The organism is Candidatus Thermoplasmatota archaeon (genome assembly GCA_034660695.1).
Classification (GTDB): Archaea; Thermoplasmatota; E2; order UBA202; family DSCA01; genus JAYEJS01.
Window position 1 is genome coordinate 1 of sequence record JAYEJS010000154.1, and the last position, 18,682, is coordinate 18,682.

The following is an 18,682-nucleotide window of genomic DNA, read 5'->3' on the forward strand; positions in this document are numbered from 1 at the left end:
TGACGAGCAACTCCTTGAAGAATTGAGAGACTTACAAGTAGCTCTAGTGAAAGATGTTCGGACAGGTGATATTCAGTTGAAAGTCAAGGAGATGAACCCTGTACAAGCTGCTGTTTTTTCGCAACTAAGACTTGATAGGTATATCAAAGTTATTTAGCAGCGAAAATTCTAAAATTTTACTACACTTCTACAGAAGGAAAAATCAAGGATCTTTTAAACTTGAGTTTAAATCTAAAAATTTCCCTCTATTTGAATGATTTCTCCAAAAATGCGACAATGGCCTGCATAAAAAGAATTCTGAATTCTGTAAAGAGGCACAAGGCTGTTGACGGAAAAAGAGGATATCTTGATTTCATAATAGATTTTGTTTAGACCTTCCTCATCCCTCATTTTTCTCTCTCGACGGCAAACTTCGCAATTTCAGTCAGCATGGCTTTTGCATCGCTATCTTTCAGCTCTCCCAAATTCTCTCTTGCATCCATAGAAAATTTTATTGCCTTATCCTTTGCATAATCCAGTGAGCCCGAATCCTTAAAAATTTTTATTACATCGTTTACCTCATCGTCAGATGCATCCTTTTTTCCATATAGCTGCAGCAGCCTGTTTCTGTTGGGCGAATTTTTCAATGCATGGAGGAAAACAAGCGTTCGTTTTCCCTCTCTTATGTCACTCCCCACAGGTTTGCCGATATCCTTGCCGATGATATCCAGACAATCATCCCATACCTGGAAGGCCATTCCAAGATTTCTTCCATACATTTTCAGCGCTTTTATTTCCTGCGGACTTCCGTTACCGATTATTGCCCCCCCATAAGCGGCGTACTCGAACATCTTTGCCGTCTTCTTTTCAACCATGAGTAAGAAATCCTGCTCATCCACTTCTTCCATTTCCTCGAAGCTCATATCCATCTGCTGCCCTTCGCATATTTCCCTGGACGTGACGGAAAGATTTTTCACCAGCGTTTTTACCATATCTGGGTCATCTTCCGTTTCTGTCACTATCTCGAATGCCTTGGCAAAGAGGGCGTCCCCTGCAAGTATTGCCGTTGCTTCCCCGAATTTTTTGTGTACAGAAGGCATGCCCCGCCTTTCCTCATCCTTGTCCATGATGTCGTCATGGACGAGCGTGAATGTGTGGGTTATTTCCAGTGCAACACCGAACGGTATCGCTTTTTTTCTTTCGCCCCCCACCGCTTCGCATGCCAGCATTGCTATGATTGGGCGGAGCCTTTTTCCACCAGCAGACGGAAGGTACTTTACTGCATCATACAGCTTTTTCGGCTCTTTTTCACTCAGGTAGCCAGTTATGGCTTCATTCACTTCATCCATCAGCTCGTTCATACCGTCCATAGATCCGCCTCCTTTAATTCTTCAAGGTTCTTGCATCCTGTGAGAAACATTACATTTTTTAATGCCTTTACGCTGATCCCCATTTTATCATCGCCATCATCAAGAAGGACGGAAGCCATGCCTGCGGCATCTGCCCCCAGGGCAATGGCTTTTGCAACATCAATTCCATTTCTTATGCCGCCTGTTGCGATTATTGTCATGCCGGTATCGCGGCACGCTTCTCTAACCTCAATGACAGACAACGGCGTGGGTATCCCCCAATCCCTGAACATACGGCCCAGCTCTTCCTGTACGCTTTCACCCATCTTTTTTGCCCTGTGTGCCTCTATGGCTGCAAACGATGTGCCGCTCATACCTCCAACGTCTATGCCAGCTATGTCTGTTCTGCACAGCCGTAATGCAACCTCTTTTGATATCCCGGCACCCGTCTCCTTGATTATGACAGGAGTGGAAAGTGATGATGCAACCTCCTGTATTTTGTTGAGGCAACCTTTTGCATTTCTATCGCCTTCTACCTGTATTGACTCCTGCAAAAAATTCAGATGGATGGCAAGCGCATCCGCATCGATCATTTTTACGGCTTGTGATGCCTTTTCGACTGCATCTTTCCATTCCAGAAGCTGTGGAGCCCCTATGTTGGCAATCTTTAGTGGAATGTTATAATTGTTTATCACGGAATAACTGTCAGCCAGGCTTTCATCCTCAAGAGCGGTCCTCTGGGAGCCAACCCCCATCCCCACCTGGAATTTTTCGGCAACTTTTGCAAGCCTTTCATTCACTTCCCTTGCCTCATCAAATCCACCGGTCATGCCCGCAATTATGATGGGAGCTTTCATTTCCTTTCCGAACTCTTTCCAGGTTATATCTATCTCGCCCATGTCTATTTCTGGCAGGGCGTTATGTACGAATTCTATATCATCCCAGTAATTGTACGTTGCGCTAACTTCTTCATTTCTGGATATTTCAAGATGCTCTTTTTTTCTTCCGTTCATTTTTCAATCACCCTCGTGCCAACAACTTTACCGTTTATGGCATCTCTCAATCTTCCCGGCTTTCTGCCGTTGACCACATCAACTTCGATACCTGAATAAACCATCTCTTTTATAGATCTCACCTTTCCAGCCATGCCCGATGTTACATCAGCCTTTACATCTCCTCTGAAGAATATGCCATTCAATTCGTCGGCACTGCATTCCCTGATGATGCTGCCCTTTCTGCCAGGATCGGCATATATCCCGTCAACGTTTGTGACAAAGATTGCCCTTTCGGCCCCCAGCTCCTTCGAAAGCGTTTCCATGAGGGCATCCCCTGAAATGATTGAAACATCGTTGTTGAGAAGAACATCACCAAACGTTACGGGCATAAGCCCCACCTCCACCAGCCTCCCAATCCTGTACGAAAACTTTTCGTCAGGAAAAGGAAAGGGCGGCATGGACACGGCGGGAATGCCGGCAGAGCGGAGAGCATCCATGACTTTCAGATTCAGCTGTCGTACAGTAAAGTGTGTCAGCGATATGCCATCAATCTGTTTTTTTCTGTTTACAAATCCCTTATGCAGTCCATGTTTCTTTGCCTGAGGGTGCCCGAACGAGCCTGCCCCGTGAACGATCATGACTTTTTTGCCTGCCTCTGCTATTTCCCCTGCAAGGCGGTAGGTTATCCTTTTATTAAAGCGGCATTCCTTTTCCTTGTTTGTTATAACGGAGCCACCAAGTTTTATGGCTATCATTTAAATCTTTATCATATCGGCTTCTTTTTCACCTGCTTCTATGCGCAATCTGTCACCCGTGTTTATTTTATCAATTTCAATGCCATCAATGCACGGTATGCCGGCGAGAATGGCCCCCGTTGCAACTATGGTTTCCGTTTCGCTGTTGATAATTGCAAGAGGTGAAACTCCATTCTTCTTCAGCCCGTATATGACGTAAGAGCCGACAGTGGAGCCCTTTCCGCAGGGAAATACCAGCATTTTATCCTTCACGCATTCTCCCTCAATTTCACTCCCTTTTTCTATGACAATGCCAGTTTTTGCATCTATACCCCCATAAAATCCTATCGGCTGATGTGATACAAGTGCTGTTCCTTCTGCCATTCCCGGGTAAATTGTTCTTGCCTTCATTTTTCCTCCAATAATGCATCTATATTGCCAAAAACCACTTTCTGCTTGCAGAAGCTTGGCAGGTAATTCGCAGCCTTTCCGGAATTGACAGCTGTTGTATTGAACAATTTCTCTATCGGTGAGACTACCATGCAAGTATCGGCAACTATTTTTCCTCCTGCATTCTCTATTATTTCCAGAAGCCCCATTCTCTGTACGGTTTCTTTCATCGCCCTAGAAGTGCATACCCATAAAGGCTTTTTCAAATTTTTTCCTTTAACTTTTTCTGCTATTGCTATAATCTCCCTCAATGACGCATGGGGACATCCAACTATGACGACATCTGGTTCCTTGCCAGTATTGAGTTTCTCGTATGTCTCCCTAATTTCTTCATTGCCAAATTCTATCTTTTCAATGCCATCGGTGTCCATCATGCCGGCTTCTGGAGTCATTTCATCTACATGGTACAGCGCCACCGCCCCGGATGCGGCCATCGCAGCCCCGAGAGCCTTCAGATTGTCCGTATCTGCTTTCTTTATGCCCCTGAAGTAGGGGATTTTGTTCTTCACTGCAGCTCCAACAAAATATCCCATCGCCCCGAAATCTGCATTAAAGTCCAAATCTGCCCTGACATCAATGACGAAATCAGGCTTCCTGTTTTCATCCAAATGGAGACCATAATTGGGCGTCAGGCCGCATATGGCTGCGGCAAGTGCGGAAGGCCCTCCCTCTCTGTTTGTTTTTGCCCCTATGACGGAATTGGCAAAAGAGATTGCGGACGACTCGGACCATGCTATATGTTCCCCGAAACGGGGCAGATTTCCTGCAAGGTACGGGGTGCAGGTTGCCGTAATTACAATACCTATTTTTTTGAATGCATTCATTATCAGCTTTTGTTTTTCCGCAAAATCGGCGGGGATGCCGAGCTCCTGCCAATTTTCAAGATCCATGCCGGCAGGATTGAGGTATGTCAGAATTTTTACTTTCGCTCCTTTTGAAGCAAAATCTTCCAGAAATTCAAGGCCCGGGTCGCCGATGGATTTGTAAGAGACACCTGCCACTTGAGCAGAGCCGACGGGAATCATTTTATCGGCATTGTAAATGTCTCCCAGCCTGACAAGCAGGCGAATCATTTTTGCAGCAACCTCGCCCTCCTCACCATCCAGCATTCTTTCCTGTTCTTTTGTGAGATACATCAAGGGTATATGTATTTCTCTTTCTTAAATGTTGAGGATTCTTTTTTGGCTTTCGGCTGAGAGAAGGTTTTTCCCACTCTACAAATATGCTTACCTGCAGGTCATAGAAGTTACAGAAATGAACATCAATACCGGTAAAATAAATGGATGGAATTGTTTATCATAATCTGCATAAAATCTTCTATGATAATTCTTTGAGAACAAGGAGAAAATCATATTCCTCCATGATTCTCGTGTTGCCTTTTTCGCTACCTTTATCTATCACCTCCTATTTATATATTCTGATGGTGAGGTCGATTGACGACACTCTTCTATACGGGTACAAGAGATAAAAATATTAGCATCACCATTTCAGAATAGCCAAATTTTAATATTGATTGTTCATTTAAGCAGAGGATGGAAAAAGAAAAACTTTCCAACATGGAAAAAAAAGTTCTTCTCGCTTTAAAGGATAATGGCGGGGAAGCGACCCCAGAAAAAATAATGGAAACAGGGATGGAGATGGTGAAGGTGATGAACGCTTCCTCATGGCTTCAGTCAAAAGGTTTGGTAAATATTAAAGAAAGCATCAGCAAGAAATATTCCATAACGGATGAAGGAGAAAAATTTTTGAAAAACGGGCTGCCGGAAAAAAATTTGCTGGGCAGACTGATGGAAGGAGAAAAAAGTTTCGAGGAACTGGGACTTGGAAAAGAAAACATGGGCATTGCTGTAGGCTGGCTCAAGAGAAAGGGCTGGTGCGAAATTGAGAAGAGGGGAGGGAAAAAATTTCTCAGGCTAACAGACGAAGGAAGGAAAGTATCCGGGGAGAAAAGTATAGAAGAAAAATTGCTAGAAGCCCTGAAGGAAGGAAAGGAAGGACTGGATGAGAAGGTACTCCAGATACTTAAAAGAAGAGGCGCCGTAAAGGAAAAAGAAAGCATAGTGAGGACCATCTATCTCACAGAGGACGGAAAGAAAATCGTTGAAAATGGGTTGGAAATAAAGGATGAGATAGTCCAGCTTACCCCGGAAATAATAAAAAGTGGCATATGGAAAGATAAAAATTTCAGAAAATATGATATAAATGCATTCTCTCCTCCTATTTACCCGGGAAAACATCACCCTTTAACACAGTTGATAAATAAAATCTGCCGTATTTTTGTTGAAATGGGATTCAGCGAAATAAAAGGCAGTTACGTTGAATCGTGCTTCTGGGATATGGACATTCTGTTCATCCCTCAGGACCATCCAGCGAGGGATATGCAGGATACGTTTTACTGCAATAATCCTTCGGAAATGAAGGTAGATGAATCATTGCTTGAGATAATAGCCAATGTTCACGAAACAGGCGGCAAAACAAACTCAAAAGGATGGGGGTACCAATTCTCGAGGCAGGAGGCAAAACGGGTTATTCTACGCACCCATACAACCGTCAACACGATACGCTATCTGGCAGAAAATCCCGAACCACCAGCAAAAATATTTTCCATAGGTAAAGTATTCAGAAGAGAAAATATAGATATGACACATCTGCCGGAATTTTATCAAATAGAGGGCATAGTTTATGAGGAAGATGCAAATTTCTGCGAATTGATCGGGTTACTGAAAGAATTCTACAAAAAAATGGGATTTAAAAAGATCAGATTCCGCCCCGCTTATTTTCCGTATACCGAGCCCTCAATGGAAGTAGAAGTGAAATGGAATGGTAAATGGATGGAGCTCGGCGGCTCGGGAATATTCCGGCCGGAAGTAACTGAGCCGATTGGGGTAAAAGAGCCGGTGCTTGCATGGGGTCTCGGGCTGGAGAGAATAGCGATGATGGTGCTCGGCCTCTATGATATAAGAGATTTATATTTCAGTGATATAGAATGGCTAAGGCGCCTGCCATTACTATAGTTTGTCTGTAAGCAGTCTAACAAGGTCTGTCCTTGTTACAATGCCCTTTATTTTTTCGTCATCGCCAACTATTGGAACGCACCCGATTTCATTTTTCATCATTATTGCCGCAGCTTCCTCTACGGTTATATCCTCATTTACAATTATCGCCGGTGTCTTCATTACGTCCCTTACAATAATTTTTCTTATACGATGATTTTGATGACCGAGAGAATGAACCTTTTTGAGTTCTGAAAGGGCAAATGCAATCTCTTCATCCGACAGTATTCCCACGACCTTCCCATCATCAACAACGGGTAGTCTTGCTATATCGTTATTGAATAATATGCGTCTTGCATGGATAACACGGTCATCCGGCTTTACGGAATAGACATCGGTGCTCATTATTTCTTTCACTTTTTCGTTTCCTTTAACGAAAGGGAGCAAATCCGCCTTTGTTACGACCCCTACCAGCAACCCATTTTCAACTACCGGCAGCATCGTCAGCCCGGGTTTTCCTACCGTCGCCAATATCTCTTTTACGTCCATTTCAGGATAAATTGCCTCGAATTTTTTGTCCATAACACTAGAGGCATGCATTCTTGACGGCGGTATACCCCTGCTCCTCAGACTGCCCAATTTGTCTGCTATTTTATTATCTGTTACTATCCCTACTAACTTTTCGCCATCCATAACCGGTATTTTGCTAATATTGTGCTTTTTCATCAAATCCATCACATGTTTCAAATCTTCATTTTTATTAACGCATATAAATTCCTTTGTCATTATTTCCTTTATTTTCATCAAATCCCTCCTATTTATAGGATTCTGTGCAGGATTCGCAAAGCAGGCGACCGTCCACTTCAACAAGTCTGTCCGAAAGCATTCCGCATCCCTCACATTTTCCGTGTAGGAATACCCGCTTTCTATAAGAATTTTCCCCTGACCCGGTAATTGATGCAAGCTCCCTCACCACGTCAAGCAGCATCGGGGAAATTTGCAATAAATCTCTCTGTGTAACCATTCCGACCAGTTTTTCATTTTCTACAACCGGCAGCCTTCTTATCTTATTTGCGCCCATAATTTTTATTGCTTCCTCTATCTTCGCTTCTGGCGAGATAGTTACAGGGGGACAACTCATAATCTCTTCTACAGATATTTTTGATGGATATTTTCCCTCCGCCACCACCTTTCTGAGAATATCACTTTCCGTTACTATGCCCACAGGTTTCCCATTATCCACGATTATTATGCTTCCAACGCCATCCCCTTTCATCTCCCTTGCTGCATCCATGACGCTCGCTTTCTTGCTTATCATGACAGGATTGATGCTCATTATGTCCCTGATAGTTACCTCCGTCCTCATACAATAATATATATCCTTCATGAATAAAACATTTTCCCATATCAAAATTTAAATATCGTCTTCATATAATGGATTGAGGCAGAAAAAATGAAGGCGATAGCAATTTTTGTGGTTTTGGCCCTTCTTTTTGGAGCAGCCAGTGCAATTGAAGTCAACGAAGGAGTGAATGAGGGAAAGAATGTTTCCGACTCTTTCAACTCCATCCAATCAAAAGAGGTTTTTTCAGAGCCTGTTATAACTGACAGGAACGGGTATATCAACTTAAATGTGGAAGGATGCTCTGTTTTCCTTTCCCCGGGGAAGCCCGTCATGCCGGTATATAAAAAAGTCTTTGCATTCCCTATTGGAACAAAGATTACCGGCATTGAAGTAATTCCAGGCGGAATAAAAGAAATGCCCGTTCACGGCAAGATAATGCCCGCTTATGAGCCCGTTCCACCAGGTATGGAAACACAGCCAATAAAAAAGTGGGAAGACAGAAGCGTATATGGGAAAGCGTCTTTATATCCCGAAAAATGGCATGAATACAAAACGATGGGTGGGATTAAGGACGGAGAACATGCCACATTATTGGTTGTTTCTGTATATCCCGTGCATTATAATCCTTTGGGGGGCATGATAAAATACGCCGATAACGTTGAGATAAAAGTGGATTACATTCCTCCTGAAAAGCCAATGCTTGACAATGATGTTTATGACTTGCTCATTGTAACGCCAGCGGAATTCAGCGATGCTCTGCAGCCGCTGGTAGAGCATAAGGAAAGCTATGGTGTAAAAACGATGCTCGTTTCACTTGATGAAATCTATAACGGCAATTATTTCACCGTTCAGGGCAGGGATGATGCAGAGAAGGTAAAATATTTCATTAAAAATGCAATAGAAGAATGGGGTATAGACTACGTGCTTCTTGTAGGAGGGAGAAAGCCAGGTGTGCAAGAAGAATGGCTTATGCCGGTGAGATACGCATGGGTGTACTGGGTTGACGAAATTAAATACATAAGCGACCTTTATTTTGCAGATATTTATGATTCCGACGGGCAATTCTCTTCATGGGATACCGATGAAAATGATGTGTTCAGTGAATGGAAGAGTTTCGGCCACCTAAAGGATGAGATGGATCTGTATCCTGATGTTTATCTCGGCAGGTGGGCATGCAGAAGTAAGGCAGAGGTCAAAATAATGGTGGACAAGACGATAAGATATGAGAGCACAACGGCGAGTAAAAGAATCGTTCTTGCCGGTGGAGACAATTTTGAGGAAGGAGTGGATTATGAAGGAGAAACTGTTTGTGACAAATTATTGGATTGTCTGCCGGGATTTGAAGCAAAAAAAATATATGCCAGCCAGATGGATGTCACCTCAGATGCAATGAAAGAGGGGCTGAACGAAGGAGCTGCATTTATACATTTACACGGACATGGGAGTCCTATTTACTGGAGTACACACAAGCCGGGGAATATTGACCCACCGGTATGGGAAGACGGCTTAAAAGTATACGATCTTCCATTATTTTTCAATAAGGAATACCCGATTGCTGTGATTGGGGGCTGTCATACGGCAATGTTTAACATGAGCATGACTGTTCATCCGTGGACAGGTGGCATACCTTATCCCGAAGGGTTGAGCTGGTGGTTTGCCCGAAAATACGGAGGAGGGGCGATAGCATCTTTAGGATATACTGCATTTCCCGTTGCCACTCCGGGTGAAGAAGGCGATCTTGATGGAGACGGGATAAATGAATCGGACTGTGCAGAATCTGGCTACGGCTACATGCAGATAAAGCTCTTTTATGCATATGGTATAGAGGGATTGCAACATCTCGGGGAATGCTGGGGGTATACGGTGGGCAACTATGTTGAACATTTTAATAGCCCACCTGAGAGATGGCACCTTCATACCATACAGGCATTTGTGTTGCTCGGAGACCCGAGTTTAAAGATAGAGGGCTATCCATAATCAACAGTCTGTTACCATGAGCGACTACGAGCGTGAGTTGAGGGAAATACTTTCTGGAAATAAAGCTATTATAGGGAAAGTAACGAAAAGTTGCAGCAGTGAAGAAAGGCAGAAATATTTTAAAATCACAGAAAATCCTTTCGTTGTAGTAAGGGCTGCAGGCTCTCTCGGCATTGCCGATATTGTTGCATTGAGGGGCGAAATATCATTCTTAGTCGAAATAAAGACGAGGAAGGAAAAAAGTATACTTTTCAGTCATGAGGGAGGGAGAATGCAGCGCAAGGCTGAAGAAATGCTTGAAAAATGCGAAAAAGCGAAAGTACTCCCTCTTTTTGCATTCAGGATAAAGAATTACCACGGCGATTCATGGAGAATTTATTCTTTGGAACTGGAAGGTCTTGAGGGAAAGTCAAAGATTTTGTATGCAAGAATCCCAAAAATAAGAAAGACAGCAAGCAACAACTATCTCCTGAAATGGGATGAAGGCATGAAACTATCTGACTTTATAGATTACACGACAACACTGATAAAATAAGCAACCTAAATATTAAATGCACATCCCTATTACCTTTTATTAATGGACATAGAATTTCTGGGCGGCGGAGATGAGGTCGGCAGGTTGGGCATATTTGCCAGGATTAATGGCAATTCCATGCTATTTGACTACGGGCTTACGCCAGGGGAACCTCCTGAATACCCCAAACAATCACCCCCAATAGATTTTGTATTTTTATCCCATGCCCATCTTGATCATTCCGGCATGATTCCCTGGCTCTCAGGACGATATGACGTGCCCATCTTTTCTACGGTTATTACCCAGGAAATATCCAAACTCCTGTTTAAGGACACTTTAAAGATATCTGAAGCAAACGGTTATCCCTTTCCGTATGGCAAGAGGGATATCAACCAGGCCATAAAAAATTTCTTTACCATAGAGCCGTTGCGGTCTGAGAATATAGGCGGCATTGAGGTCAAATTCCATTCATCAGGGCACATACCCGGCTCAATCATGTTTGAGGTAAAGAATACGGATACGCTCTTTGTATGCGATATTAACACAATAGATACAAAACTTCTTAGGGGAGCAAAACCGGTTAGATGCAAAACGCTTTTTCTGGAAGGAACATATTCTGGAAAGGACCATCCCAATAGGGAACAACTGGAAAAGGAATTTTTGGATAAAGTTGATGAGGTTGTTGGAAGAGGCGGTAAGGTTATTGTACCCGCATTTGCAGTTGGGAGAACTCAGGAAATGGCAATGATTTTAGAGGGGCATGGATATGACGTCTGGCTCGATGGGATGGGAAATAAAGTAACCGATATCCTGTTAAGTTACCCGGAATATATACGGTCACGAAAAGACTTAAAAAAAGCTATGAACAGTTTGAGGGTGGTTTATTCAAATATGGGAAGAACGCTTGCCATGGAAGGTGATGTGATACTTACAACAAGCGGGATGATGAATGGCGGCCCGGTGCTTGGTTATGTTGATAAAATACGGGATGATAGAAAATCAGCGATTATTCTTACAGGTTATCAGGTGGAAGGCACAAACGGCAGGAGATTGCTTGAAAAAGGAGGGATAAAAATGTACGGCATAAATAGGAAAATCAACTGCGATATAGAATTCTTTGATTTTTCGGCTCATGCCGGTCATTCCCAACTCGTTAAGTTCGCAAAAAAATGTTCTCCCGATGACGTCATCATTTTTCATTCCGATGATCCGTCAGCACTAGCAGAGGAAATAAAGGGTTTTGCAAATGTGTCCACACCAAGAAATGAAGAAAAATTAAAAATATAGGGGAGGAAGGGGGGAGGACAAAAAAATTTAACCAATAAGGTCTATTCCTAATTTGTTTTTACCTCCCTCCCATTTTGGTATCTCTACTCCTTCTGTATCAGGGGAAAGAATATACGGAGAGTTTATACCCGTCATTATAGCCATTATACGGCATTTTCCATGAAAATCTTTGTTTACACGGGCGCCCCATATAACATTTGCATATGGATCCATATCTTCAGTCAGACTCCTCGCAACTTTATCGGCAAAATCTAGAGTCATGTCAGGTCCGCCAGTCATGTGAATCAGGCATCCTTTTGCCCCTCTGAAATCTACTTCCAGCAGCGGGTGATGCATTGCTTCCATTGCAAGTGCCTCCGGCCCTTCGTTTGTGCTTCCTTCGCCCCAGAGCATGGCTGCGACGTCACCGCTTGATACTATTGTTTTCACATCCGCATAATCCAGGTTTATTAGAGACGGTTGAAGTATGGTTTCGGATATACCCTTTACCGTTTCGGATATAAGCTGATCCATTACAGAAAAAGCTTTATCTATCGGCAGGTTTGGCACGAACTGAAGCAGCTTGTTGTTATCAAGTACGACAGCCGAATCACAATTTTTTCTTAGCATCTCCAGTCCCTGCTCAGCTCTTAGCACGCGACCCCTTTCGACTTTGAAAGGTATGGAAACCATGCCCACAACGATAGCTCCTTTTCTTTTTGCTATTTTTGCTATCATGGGACTGACCCCCGTACCGGTGCCGCCGCCCATGCCGGCCGTAATGAAAATAAGGTCTGGTTCTCCAAGTAACTTGTCTATTTCGTCCTTTGATTCCTCTGCGCATCTCTTTGCCAAATCAGGATATCCTCCCGCTCCTAGCCCGCGGGTTATATCTTTTCCTATAAGCAGTTTCTTGTCCGCATCTATTAATTCCAAGTCTTGCTTATCGGTATTTATTGCTATTGTTTCCGCTCCTTTTACTCCTATTCTGTTTAGTCTGTTGATAGTGTTGCCGCCTGCCCCTCCACAGCCGACAACAACTATCTTGGCTACACCGAATTCGTCACATTCTGCCTGACGTATGTCTTCTTTTCCATATTCTATCGCATCAGCTATTAATGACTTCATATTTTTCCTCCTTTTTTGATAGGCTGGTAGTTGTTATTATATCCCTCCTATTTTTCTCTAAATTTTTCTAATTGGGTTGTATACGCTTCCAGTTGCTGAATTTTTTTGAGGGTCTCCGCTTTTTCATACACTCGTTCTGTTATTTCCTCAATAAGGTGCGACACAGCAGATCTGACTGCCTCGGAACGGGATGCAAACTCCCCCAAACGAATAAACGTGTCTATGGCCCTTATTTGATGCACGGGCAGTCTTACTGTCACCCTCTGTGTTTCCATTTTTTCCCCTCTAGTTGACAAACCAGCGACTTTCAGTCAGATATCGCCCGACATTGAGATGCCAGGAGATGTCATCAGTTGCCTTTTGTCAGACAAAGTAATACCCTCAGGCTTTATATAACTTTCGTTTTTTGCTGTGTATAAACCAACTTTATGACGAAAAACTTCAATCATCTTCCCATTTCATCTCTATGATTTCTTTTATAATTTCTGCCTTTTTCTTTCCGATGCCTTCGATCTCGCACAGCTCATTTACCGTAGCGTTCATAATCCGCCTAACTGAACCAAAATAATCGAGCAGTTTTTTTGCCGATACCGAAGAAATGAATGGCAAGCCCTCTACCACGTAGCGTTGTTTTTCTTTTATGGAAAGGGAAGGCTTGTTGCCCCTGAGGGCTATTTCTTTCTTAATTTTTATCTGTTCCCTGCTCGCCATGCCGTACAATATGCTGGCCGTCTCCCCCATATCTCTCGAGGTGACAACCGAAAATCCGTAGTCCGCTATTATGGATGACAACGCTCCGTAGATTGCCCTCTCGTTTATGCTTCTGGAAAACAGCCCTCCCCCCTCTATAATCAAAATCGGTTTCTGATAAGCCTCAGCCAGCCTTTTTATTTGGTCGAACAGCCTTTTCTTCACCAGCGAGTCGAGAAAATCCAGAGCCCTTTTTCTTTCAACAGCCATCCTGTCGCTCAGAATATAATCGCCGACCGGCAGCTGTTCCTCTGTCACATTCACGCCCCTTTCTGCCAGCAATTGAGCGATGCCCGAACATCTCTCCCTGTAATCAACCAGAATGGATATTTTCTCATCCATGCATGGTGATAGGATAGCCACTTATTAATTTTGCATAGGATATTTCCCAAATATCTCCGTAAAGCATCGCTTTAAGACAAGAGTGCACCGCTAAAATACAGCACGGGTTTGGTAAAAAAAGGAAATGCAAAAAGGATCGGTGTGGAATAAATTTAAAGGGGGAGATTCAATGACTGGTTATGGATTGGACAATATTGGGACTTTTAGCTGGAGGGATAACCTCCGCAGGATTTATACCACAGTTGGTGAGAGGGTTTAGAACTAAAAGATTGAACGATGTTTCATATTACATGCCCTTGGTTTTAATTGTTGGAATGAGTTTATGGCTTCTCTACGGCATAATACGAGAAGATTTGTCCATAATTGTTGCAAATTTTGTTGGAGTCAGCTGTAACACACTTCTAATAACTATGAAGAAAATATACCAGTAGGATAAGAATAGAAGGATTTTGAGGGAGGAAAAACATATATAACAAAGGATGGGATTAAACATTTGGGTTTGAGATTGAGGAGATAGAATCAGAGTTATTCTTTTGGTGTAATGTTTTATACCGTAAATGTATTATTTTTTTATGAAGCAGTTGGTAATCTTCTTATTGTTAGCCCTTCCTGAAATAGCCATTGGTATGTTTTTAATTCTCATTAAGATATAGTAAACTATATTATTTAAAATGATATGGCATTCTCAGGGACAAACTTATTTAAATGTCTATACATATTCGTATATAGGTGTATAAACATGGCAATTAAAAGAAAGGTTAGAATGGCTGGAGAAAGCCTTGCTGTAACGATTCCCTCTCAAATTGCTCAACTCCATGATATAAAGGAAGGAGATTATTTAGAATTTGCTCCCATTGGATATGGCGAGTTTAAAATCAAAAAGGTATAATCATACCAGCATCCTCTCAAAATGCCTCTATTCTTGCCCTTTTTAGCCTATAATGGTGAAATCCCCTACTTTTCGTTGCAAATATGCTATTCCGTTAAAGGGTCCTCTCCATATTTCTCTGCCAAATCCTGCTGTTTTTCCCCCTTTATTGCCAGTAGTGCAACCGTCCTCTCTTGGTCTTTGGTCAGTTTCTCCCGCTTGTCCGTTTTATTAGTATTATGCATTTGCATATTACTTATATTTTCAATTATCTTACTAATTGTAGATTGGTCAAGCCCGAAAACATCTGCTATCTTCCTTTTGTAAACTTTTGGTTGAAAATTGGACATTTTAGTAATTTCAGCGACGGGCGACGCCCGTCAAAAGTATGCTCTCATTACGTTGAAAATTGGACATTTTAGTAATTTCAGTAAATACTGTTTTTACTAAAATTATTTAGAATATTAGATATTTGTTTTTGTTCTAATTTTAGTCGGGGAAGCAGAAAAGGCTTCGGCAGTTCGATGGAACTGGTGAGGTTCTGCTTCCCTATCGACATTCTCATTTTTAGGATAGGTTATTTCCTTCTTCTTCCAAGACTTCAGACACGATTTCTTTTATTGCATTTCGTAATTCTGTATTTTCTTTAAGGAGTTGGGGATAATCCGTTCCATCGTCTTCCTCCGATTTTTTCTTTACATGCTTCAGCTTCATTTCTTCCAAGAGTTGAATGCGATAAAGGGGGTTATCAATGGCAATCAGAAAGTTGTTCAAAGCATGCTGCATTTCGGCACTTGCAACTGCAAAATTTTTAAACGTGAGTTTTCCAGGGGTTTCCAAATTTACGGAGTTCATTTCTCCTATGGTAGTAGTTATTTTTTCTAAAAGATGCATCTTAAGGGTGGTAAGTTCTTTTTCTTTGACGGAATATTTGCTTACTCCATCTAGGAGTTGTTTCAAAGCCCCCAATGTTTCTTCCTTGCTGGCATCCTGCTCGCAAAATCGAACGGAAATGGCATCAATATTATGGTTAAGATATTTCAGGATATCCAGAAGTTCTTCCTGGGTTTTTCCTTCCAGAGAAATTTGCTGTCCCATGAAAATGCCATAGTCGGAAAGTTTATTTACAATTTTTTGCAATGCTTCCCTGCAAGATTTCTTTTTCATATAAGTGTTGGGTGCATGCCCCCAGAGAGAGAATGGATTTTTTAGGAGATTGCTCAATTCAAAAAATAATTCGTGCAATTTATTTGTATCTTTACCAGTTTTGCATGTTGCCATACTCACAGCCTGTTCAAAAAATATCAAATCCTTAATTGCTTTATCCCAATCTTCACCTTCGATTGATGCTGCCAAATTTTCTTGACCCTGGCGTGTCAGGCGGTAAGGAGATACTCTTTTAATAGGTTCTTCATGGATTGTTTTTGGGTTAGGGTTTTGCATACACTAAAAAGATGTCTGCATTTTTAAAGGTTATCCAATAAATTTTATCTATCAGAAAAGCTTACGATTCAGCAGTAAAAACTACTACATTACGATTTTGTAGGAATATCCCTTTTCTTTTGGGCATATTCTCTCTATCAGAATATTTTTAAACTATAACTACATTGTAGTATTATGCCACCGAAGAAAGAAAAGAAAGGAATAAAACTATCCATAAAAGTGGATGGAGCGGCAAGCGACCCAAGCTCTGGGAAACTGGGCGTAGGGGTTGTGGTAAAATTAGATGATAAAGTTATTAACGAAATATCTGAGAAAGCAGGATTTGGAACAAATAGCGAAGCAGAATACAAAGCGATAATACGAGGGTTGGATGAAGCGATAAAATTACACGAGAAAGGAATAAATTACGACTATGTAGTAATCAACAGCGATAGTCAGTTTGCAATAATGCAATTAAAGGGAGTCTATAAGGTGAAGGCACAGCACCTAATGAAATATTATGGGAAAGCGAGAGAGCTGACGAATAAATTGCAAAAGAAAATGGGAAAGAAAGTCTATTTTAACGATATAAAAAGAATTTACAATCAGCGAGCAGATGAACTTGCTAACATTGCGATTATTGGAAAAAAAGAGTATGAAAAGAAAAGAAAAAGGGAAGAACTTCTAAAGCTTGCAAGTAAAGGAATTGAAGTTATCCCGCTTTCAATTTTTAGAAGGAAGGGATGGGAAAAATTGTATCCATTTTTTTCTTTACTCATGGTTCAACAACAGCTCTAACAAACCGCATCATAATGATGCTGTTTACATCATCGAAGTCGAAGGGAAAAGTTATAAGTATTAATACTTATATAATTTACCACCTACGGTTCATCTACGGTTTGCCTATGGGTGAAAAGAATGTTTGAAAAAATTGAGTATGATATTGGCTGGATGAACGGATGTGATAAAATTCTGTTGTTCATCACTAGAAAATGCCCAGAAGGAATCACGGCAATGGAAATTTCTTATTTGTTTCAAATGAAGTATAGCAATATCCATAACAAACTGAAACGATTAATTACCAATGGCTATCTGAAAAAAATAGAAGGAAAAGAATCCGACGGCAACAATAAAGTAAAAATCCTATATGTTGCGACAAAAAAGGCAAAAAAAAGAGTGAATTATTTGATGGCAAAACATTTTGATAATTGGATACCCATCCCACTGTGAAAAGTTTTACATCAATTTGGCTTATCTCAGGGCAAAAAGGGGGGATATAAATGTATGGGAAGGGCAAAAAAATGCGTGAGAAAGCCTTATAAGACATCCCCCTTCTATAAAATAGATGCTTAAATCCTGTTCGCTTCCATTTTTTCTATTTCAGCCAAAATTTCAGCAAAATCTTCGGCGGCGGTGTGATAGCGGAGATAATCCATTATGATTTTTCGGAGTAGGTCGGAGCGGTGGGGAAAGCCTTCCAACTCAACCCTTCCTTCCAAAAGCTCTTTTGCCTTAAGTGGAACAGCAAATGAAAGAACGGCGATGTCCTTTCTGATTTGGCTCATTTTTCACTTTCACTCATTTTGAGAACTTCTTGTAACAATTTTTTTGCTGGTTTGTTCGTCCACAGCATTTTAATTATTTGGCGTTGTATTTCTTTCGACTGCTTTCCGAAGGGGTAGGCAGGTTGGGGGTTGTCTGGGTCGAAAAGCGTCAAAACAAACAAAATATTTGCCCCCAATGTGCTTAATTTTCCCTTTTCAGCGAATGCTTCCCAGTGCATGTCAAGAAATTCATCTGTTAAGTGGTTAAGGTCGTTCATTTTCCTTCTCCTTCGATTTTTAGATATTTTACTGATTGCTTCCAAATTATTTTGTTGCCCACTTCTAGCTCGTATATGCTGAATTTCTTCAGCATTCCCCTTATTGGTTCCCCATCTGCCAACATAACTTGCACCTGTTTCCCTTTTGCTTCGTTTAAGAGAGTGGTTACGGGGGGTTTTCTCTCTTTTTCTTTTTCTTTTTTGTCTTCATTTTCATTCATTTTTTTCACCTTATCCAAATAAATTTTTTGGATACTGCCAGGATTTAATTTAACAAAACCATTTTTTCCTATCTGCTTCAAGGAAGAGAAGGCAATTTCTCTCTTTTTCAATTCACTTTTCAGGCATTCTAAAGAACACAAATCAGCACGATATCCAATCCCGTCTTTTCTCTGTAAGTGAAGGCGGATAAAAGAATCATTGGCGGCAACATAATGGTTGCAATTTTCACAAATAATATTGCTATAACGGTTGTGCATGACTTCAAAATTCATTGTGAACCTCCAAAAAACTCAGCCGTTAGGGGGGTTGGAAAATCCGTTTGGGGGGTTGAGTAATAGATATGTTTGGGGTGTTCAAGGGGTTTTCGACTATCTAAACCATACTGAGAATCTATATACTTAAGATATATCAAAACCCCCCTAACTCCCCTAACAACAGAAGTGAACGACATTTATGAACCCCCCAAACCAACGCCTGAACCCCCCAAACCAACATCCAAACATACCTGTTTCTCATTCTCCCGCTC

The 18,682-nt window shown here is 41.6% G+C and carries 24 protein-coding genes; 8 read left to right on the forward strand and 16 right to left on the reverse strand.

Features of this window, described 5'->3' with window-relative positions; genetic code table 11:
* Positions 1 to 231: 231 nt before the first annotated feature.
* The 6 genes from U9O96_08230 to U9O96_08255 are packed head-to-tail and all read right to left on the reverse strand — an operon-like array spanning position 232 to position 4,643.
* Positions 232 to 390, reverse strand: coding sequence for a hypothetical protein (locus tag U9O96_08230; protein MEA2055071.1), 159 nt, complete (start codon positions 388 to 390; stop codon positions 232 to 234).
* Complete coding sequence (locus tag U9O96_08235) at positions 387 to 1,349, reverse strand: polyprenyl synthetase family protein (GenBank protein ID MEA2055072.1); 963 nt, start codon at positions 1,347 to 1,349, stop codon at positions 387 to 389. Before U9O96_08235 ends, U9O96_08230 begins: the two co-directional genes overlap by 4 nt.
* A complete protein-coding gene (fni, locus tag U9O96_08240; GenBank protein MEA2055073.1) occupies positions 1,337 to 2,341 on the reverse strand; it encodes a type 2 isopentenyl-diphosphate Delta-isomerase in 1,005 nt (334 codons plus the stop codon). Before fni ends, U9O96_08235 begins: the two co-directional genes overlap by 13 nt.
* Positions 2,338 to 3,078 carry an isopentenyl phosphate kinase gene (locus U9O96_08245; GenBank protein ID MEA2055074.1) on the reverse strand — a complete coding sequence of 247 codons (741 nt, stop codon included), beginning with the start codon at positions 3,076 to 3,078 and terminating at the stop codon, positions 2,338 to 2,340. The genes fni and U9O96_08245 overlap by 4 nt, the downstream gene beginning before the upstream one ends.
* Complete coding sequence (locus tag U9O96_08250) at positions 3,079 to 3,468, reverse strand: DUF126 domain-containing protein (GenBank protein ID MEA2055075.1); 390 nt, start codon at positions 3,466 to 3,468, stop codon at positions 3,079 to 3,081. It abuts the gene before it with no gap.
* Complete coding sequence (locus U9O96_08255; GenBank protein ID MEA2055076.1) at positions 3,465 to 4,643, reverse strand: aconitase X catalytic domain-containing protein; 1,179 nt, start codon at positions 4,641 to 4,643, stop codon at positions 3,465 to 3,467. The genes U9O96_08250 and U9O96_08255 overlap by 4 nt, the downstream gene beginning before the upstream one ends.
* Positions 4,644 to 5,039: 396 nt before the next feature.
* On the opposite strand from U9O96_08255, the gene U9O96_08260 reads away from it, so the two are divergent.
* Complete coding sequence (locus U9O96_08260; GenBank protein ID MEA2055077.1) at positions 5,040 to 6,521, forward strand: phenylalanine--tRNA ligase subunit alpha; 1,482 nt, start codon at positions 5,040 to 5,042, stop codon at positions 6,519 to 6,521.
* On the opposite strand, the gene U9O96_08265 is transcribed toward U9O96_08260, so the two are convergent.
* A complete protein-coding gene (locus U9O96_08265; protein MEA2055078.1) occupies positions 6,516 to 7,304 on the reverse strand; it encodes a CBS domain-containing protein in 789 nt (262 codons plus the stop codon). The two genes, U9O96_08260 and U9O96_08265, sit on opposite strands and share 6 nt — an antisense overlap.
* Positions 7,305 to 7,314: 10 nt before the next feature.
* Positions 7,315 to 7,866, reverse strand: a complete 552-nt coding sequence (locus U9O96_08270) for a CBS domain-containing protein (protein ID MEA2055079.1) — start codon at positions 7,864 to 7,866, stop codon at positions 7,315 to 7,317.
* Between the two features lie 87 nt (positions 7,867 to 7,953).
* Here U9O96_08270 and U9O96_08275 point away from each other — a divergent pair, with 87 nt between their 5' ends.
* The 3 genes from U9O96_08275 to U9O96_08285 are packed head-to-tail and all read left to right on the forward strand — an operon-like array spanning position 7,954 to position 11,623.
* Positions 7,954 to 9,822 carry a C25 family cysteine peptidase gene (locus U9O96_08275; GenBank protein ID MEA2055080.1) on the forward strand — a complete coding sequence of 623 codons (1,869 nt, stop codon included), beginning with the start codon at positions 7,954 to 7,956 and terminating at the stop codon, positions 9,820 to 9,822.
* A 16-nt stretch (positions 9,823 to 9,838) separates the two neighbouring features.
* On the forward strand, positions 9,839 to 10,357 hold the full coding sequence (locus U9O96_08280) for a Holliday junction resolvase (protein ID MEA2055081.1): 519 nt from the start codon (positions 9,839 to 9,841) through the stop codon (positions 10,355 to 10,357).
* A gap of 42 nt (positions 10,358 to 10,399) precedes the next feature.
* A complete protein-coding gene (locus U9O96_08285) occupies positions 10,400 to 11,623 on the forward strand; it encodes an MBL fold metallo-hydrolase (protein MEA2055082.1) in 1,224 nt (407 codons plus the stop codon).
* Positions 11,624 to 11,650: 27 nt separating this feature from the next.
* On the opposite strand, the gene ftsZ is transcribed toward U9O96_08285, so the two are convergent.
* The 3 genes from ftsZ to U9O96_08300 all read right to left on the reverse strand — a co-directional run bounded on the left by ftsZ (position 11,651) and on the right by U9O96_08300 (position 13,822).
* Positions 11,651 to 12,730 (reverse strand): cell division protein FtsZ, encoded by a 1,080-nt coding sequence (gene ftsZ / locus U9O96_08290; GenBank protein ID MEA2055083.1) that lies wholly within the window; start codon positions 12,728 to 12,730, stop codon positions 11,651 to 11,653.
* Positions 12,731 to 12,777: 47 nt separating this feature from the next.
* Positions 12,778 to 13,005 carry a ribbon-helix-helix domain-containing protein gene (locus tag U9O96_08295; protein MEA2055084.1) on the reverse strand — a complete coding sequence of 76 codons (228 nt, stop codon included), beginning with the start codon at positions 13,003 to 13,005 and terminating at the stop codon, positions 12,778 to 12,780.
* 166 nt (positions 13,006 to 13,171) lie between these two features.
* Positions 13,172 to 13,822: an ERCC4 domain-containing protein gene (locus U9O96_08300; protein MEA2055085.1), complete on the reverse strand. Its 651-nt coding sequence runs from the start codon at positions 13,820 to 13,822 to the stop codon at positions 13,172 to 13,174.
* Positions 13,823 to 14,001: 179 nt separating this feature from the next.
* On the opposite strand from U9O96_08300, the gene U9O96_08305 reads away from it, so the two are divergent.
* Both U9O96_08305 and U9O96_08310 read left to right on the forward strand, forming a co-directional pair.
* Positions 14,002 to 14,253, forward strand: coding sequence for a SemiSWEET transporter (locus U9O96_08305; protein ID MEA2055086.1), 252 nt, complete (start codon positions 14,002 to 14,004; stop codon positions 14,251 to 14,253).
* 308 nt (positions 14,254 to 14,561) lie between these two features.
* On the forward strand, positions 14,562 to 14,711 hold the full coding sequence (locus U9O96_08310; GenBank protein MEA2055087.1) for an AbrB/MazE/SpoVT family DNA-binding domain-containing protein: 150 nt from the start codon (positions 14,562 to 14,564) through the stop codon (positions 14,709 to 14,711).
* A gap of 86 nt (positions 14,712 to 14,797) precedes the next feature.
* Here the strand turns inward: U9O96_08310 and U9O96_08315 are convergent, their stop codons facing one another.
* Together U9O96_08315 and U9O96_08320 are read right to left on the reverse strand one after the other, a co-directional pair.
* Positions 14,798 to 15,040, reverse strand: a complete 243-nt coding sequence (locus U9O96_08315; protein MEA2055088.1) for a hypothetical protein — start codon at positions 15,038 to 15,040, stop codon at positions 14,798 to 14,800.
* 217 nt (positions 15,041 to 15,257) lie between these two features.
* A complete protein-coding gene (locus U9O96_08320; GenBank protein ID MEA2055089.1) occupies positions 15,258 to 16,133 on the reverse strand; it encodes a hypothetical protein in 876 nt (291 codons plus the stop codon).
* 174 nt (positions 16,134 to 16,307) lie between these two features.
* On the opposite strand from U9O96_08320, the gene U9O96_08325 reads away from it, so the two are divergent.
* Both U9O96_08325 and U9O96_08330 read left to right on the forward strand, forming a co-directional pair.
* Positions 16,308 to 16,910 carry a ribonuclease HI family protein gene (locus tag U9O96_08325; protein MEA2055090.1) on the forward strand — a complete coding sequence of 201 codons (603 nt, stop codon included), beginning with the start codon at positions 16,308 to 16,310 and terminating at the stop codon, positions 16,908 to 16,910.
* A 120-nt stretch (positions 16,911 to 17,030) separates the two neighbouring features.
* The gene (locus U9O96_08330) at positions 17,031 to 17,342 is read left to right on the forward strand and encodes a MarR family winged helix-turn-helix transcriptional regulator (protein MEA2055091.1); all 312 of its coding nucleotides are present in this window, start codon (positions 17,031 to 17,033) and stop codon (positions 17,340 to 17,342) included.
* A gap of 119 nt (positions 17,343 to 17,461) precedes the next feature.
* Here the strand turns inward: U9O96_08330 and U9O96_08335 are convergent, their stop codons facing one another.
* The 3 genes from U9O96_08335 to U9O96_08345 are packed head-to-tail and all read right to left on the reverse strand — an operon-like array spanning position 17,462 to position 18,428.
* On the reverse strand, positions 17,462 to 17,677 hold the full coding sequence (locus tag U9O96_08335) for a hypothetical protein (protein MEA2055092.1): 216 nt from the start codon (positions 17,675 to 17,677) through the stop codon (positions 17,462 to 17,464).
* Positions 17,674 to 17,934, reverse strand: coding sequence for a hypothetical protein (locus tag U9O96_08340; protein MEA2055093.1), 261 nt, complete (start codon positions 17,932 to 17,934; stop codon positions 17,674 to 17,676). Before U9O96_08340 ends, U9O96_08335 begins: the two co-directional genes overlap by 4 nt.
* Positions 17,931 to 18,428, reverse strand: a complete 498-nt coding sequence (locus U9O96_08345; GenBank protein MEA2055094.1) for a hypothetical protein — start codon at positions 18,426 to 18,428, stop codon at positions 17,931 to 17,933. The genes U9O96_08340 and U9O96_08345 overlap by 4 nt, the downstream gene beginning before the upstream one ends.
* Positions 18,429 to 18,682 lie beyond the last annotated feature (254 nt).

Coding starts and splice junctions, on each gene's coding strand:
- U9O96_08250 (MEA2055075.1), bottom strand. CDS start 3,468: ATGAAGGCAAGAACAATTTACCCGGGAATGGCAGAAGGAACAGCACTT.
- U9O96_08310 (MEA2055087.1), top strand. CDS start 14,562: ATGGCAATTAAAAGAAAGGTTAGAATGGCTGGAGAAAGCCTTGCTGTA.
- U9O96_08270 (MEA2055079.1), bottom strand. CDS start 7,866: ATGAGGACGGAGGTAACTATCAGGGACATAATGAGCATCAATCCTGTC.
- U9O96_08265 (MEA2055078.1), bottom strand. CDS start 7,304: ATGAAAATAAAGGAAATAATGACAAAGGAATTTATATGCGTTAATAAA.
- U9O96_08345 (MEA2055094.1), bottom strand. CDS start 18,428: ATGAATTTTGAAGTCATGCACAACCGTTATAGCAATATTATTTGTGAA.
- U9O96_08330 (MEA2055091.1), top strand. CDS start 17,031: ATGTTTGAAAAAATTGAGTATGATATTGGCTGGATGAACGGATGTGAT.
- U9O96_08275 (MEA2055080.1), top strand. CDS start 7,954: ATGAAGGCGATAGCAATTTTTGTGGTTTTGGCCCTTCTTTTTGGAGCA.
- ftsZ (MEA2055083.1), bottom strand. CDS start 12,730: ATGAAGTCATTAATAGCTGATGCGATAGAATATGGAAAAGAAGACATA.
- U9O96_08245 (MEA2055074.1), bottom strand. CDS start 3,078: ATGATAGCCATAAAACTTGGTGGCTCCGTTATAACAAACAAGGAAAAG.
- U9O96_08320 (MEA2055089.1), bottom strand. CDS start 16,133: ATGCAAAACCCTAACCCAAAAACAATCCATGAAGAACCTATTAAAAGA.
- U9O96_08280 (MEA2055081.1), top strand. CDS start 9,839: ATGAGCGACTACGAGCGTGAGTTGAGGGAAATACTTTCTGGAAATAAA.
- U9O96_08305 (MEA2055086.1), top strand. CDS start 14,002: ATGGATTGGACAATATTGGGACTTTTAGCTGGAGGGATAACCTCCGCA.
- U9O96_08315 (MEA2055088.1), bottom strand. CDS start 15,040: ATGTCCAATTTTCAACCAAAAGTTTACAAAAGGAAGATAGCAGATGTT.
- U9O96_08285 (MEA2055082.1), top strand. CDS start 10,400: ATGGACATAGAATTTCTGGGCGGCGGAGATGAGGTCGGCAGGTTGGGC.
- U9O96_08335 (MEA2055092.1), bottom strand. CDS start 17,677: ATGAGCCAAATCAGAAAGGACATCGCCGTTCTTTCATTTGCTGTTCCA.
- fni (MEA2055073.1), bottom strand. CDS start 2,341: ATGAACGGAAGAAAAAAAGAGCATCTTGAAATATCCAGAAATGAAGAA.
- U9O96_08230 (MEA2055071.1), bottom strand. CDS start 390: ATGAGGGATGAGGAAGGTCTAAACAAAATCTATTATGAAATCAAGATA.
- U9O96_08295 (MEA2055084.1), bottom strand. CDS start 13,005: ATGGAAACACAGAGGGTGACAGTAAGACTGCCCGTGCATCAAATAAGG.
- U9O96_08300 (MEA2055085.1), bottom strand. CDS start 13,822: ATGGATGAGAAAATATCCATTCTGGTTGATTACAGGGAGAGATGTTCG.
- U9O96_08325 (MEA2055090.1), top strand. CDS start 16,308: ATGCCACCGAAGAAAGAAAAGAAAGGAATAAAACTATCCATAAAAGTG.
- U9O96_08235 (MEA2055072.1), bottom strand. CDS start 1,349: ATGGACGGTATGAACGAGCTGATGGATGAAGTGAATGAAGCCATAACT.
- U9O96_08340 (MEA2055093.1), bottom strand. CDS start 17,934: ATGAACGACCTTAACCACTTAACAGATGAATTTCTTGACATGCACTGG.
- U9O96_08260 (MEA2055077.1), top strand. CDS start 5,040: ATGGAAAAAGAAAAACTTTCCAACATGGAAAAAAAAGTTCTTCTCGCT.
- U9O96_08255 (MEA2055076.1), bottom strand. CDS start 4,643: ATGTATCTCACAAAAGAACAGGAAAGAATGCTGGATGGTGAGGAGGGC.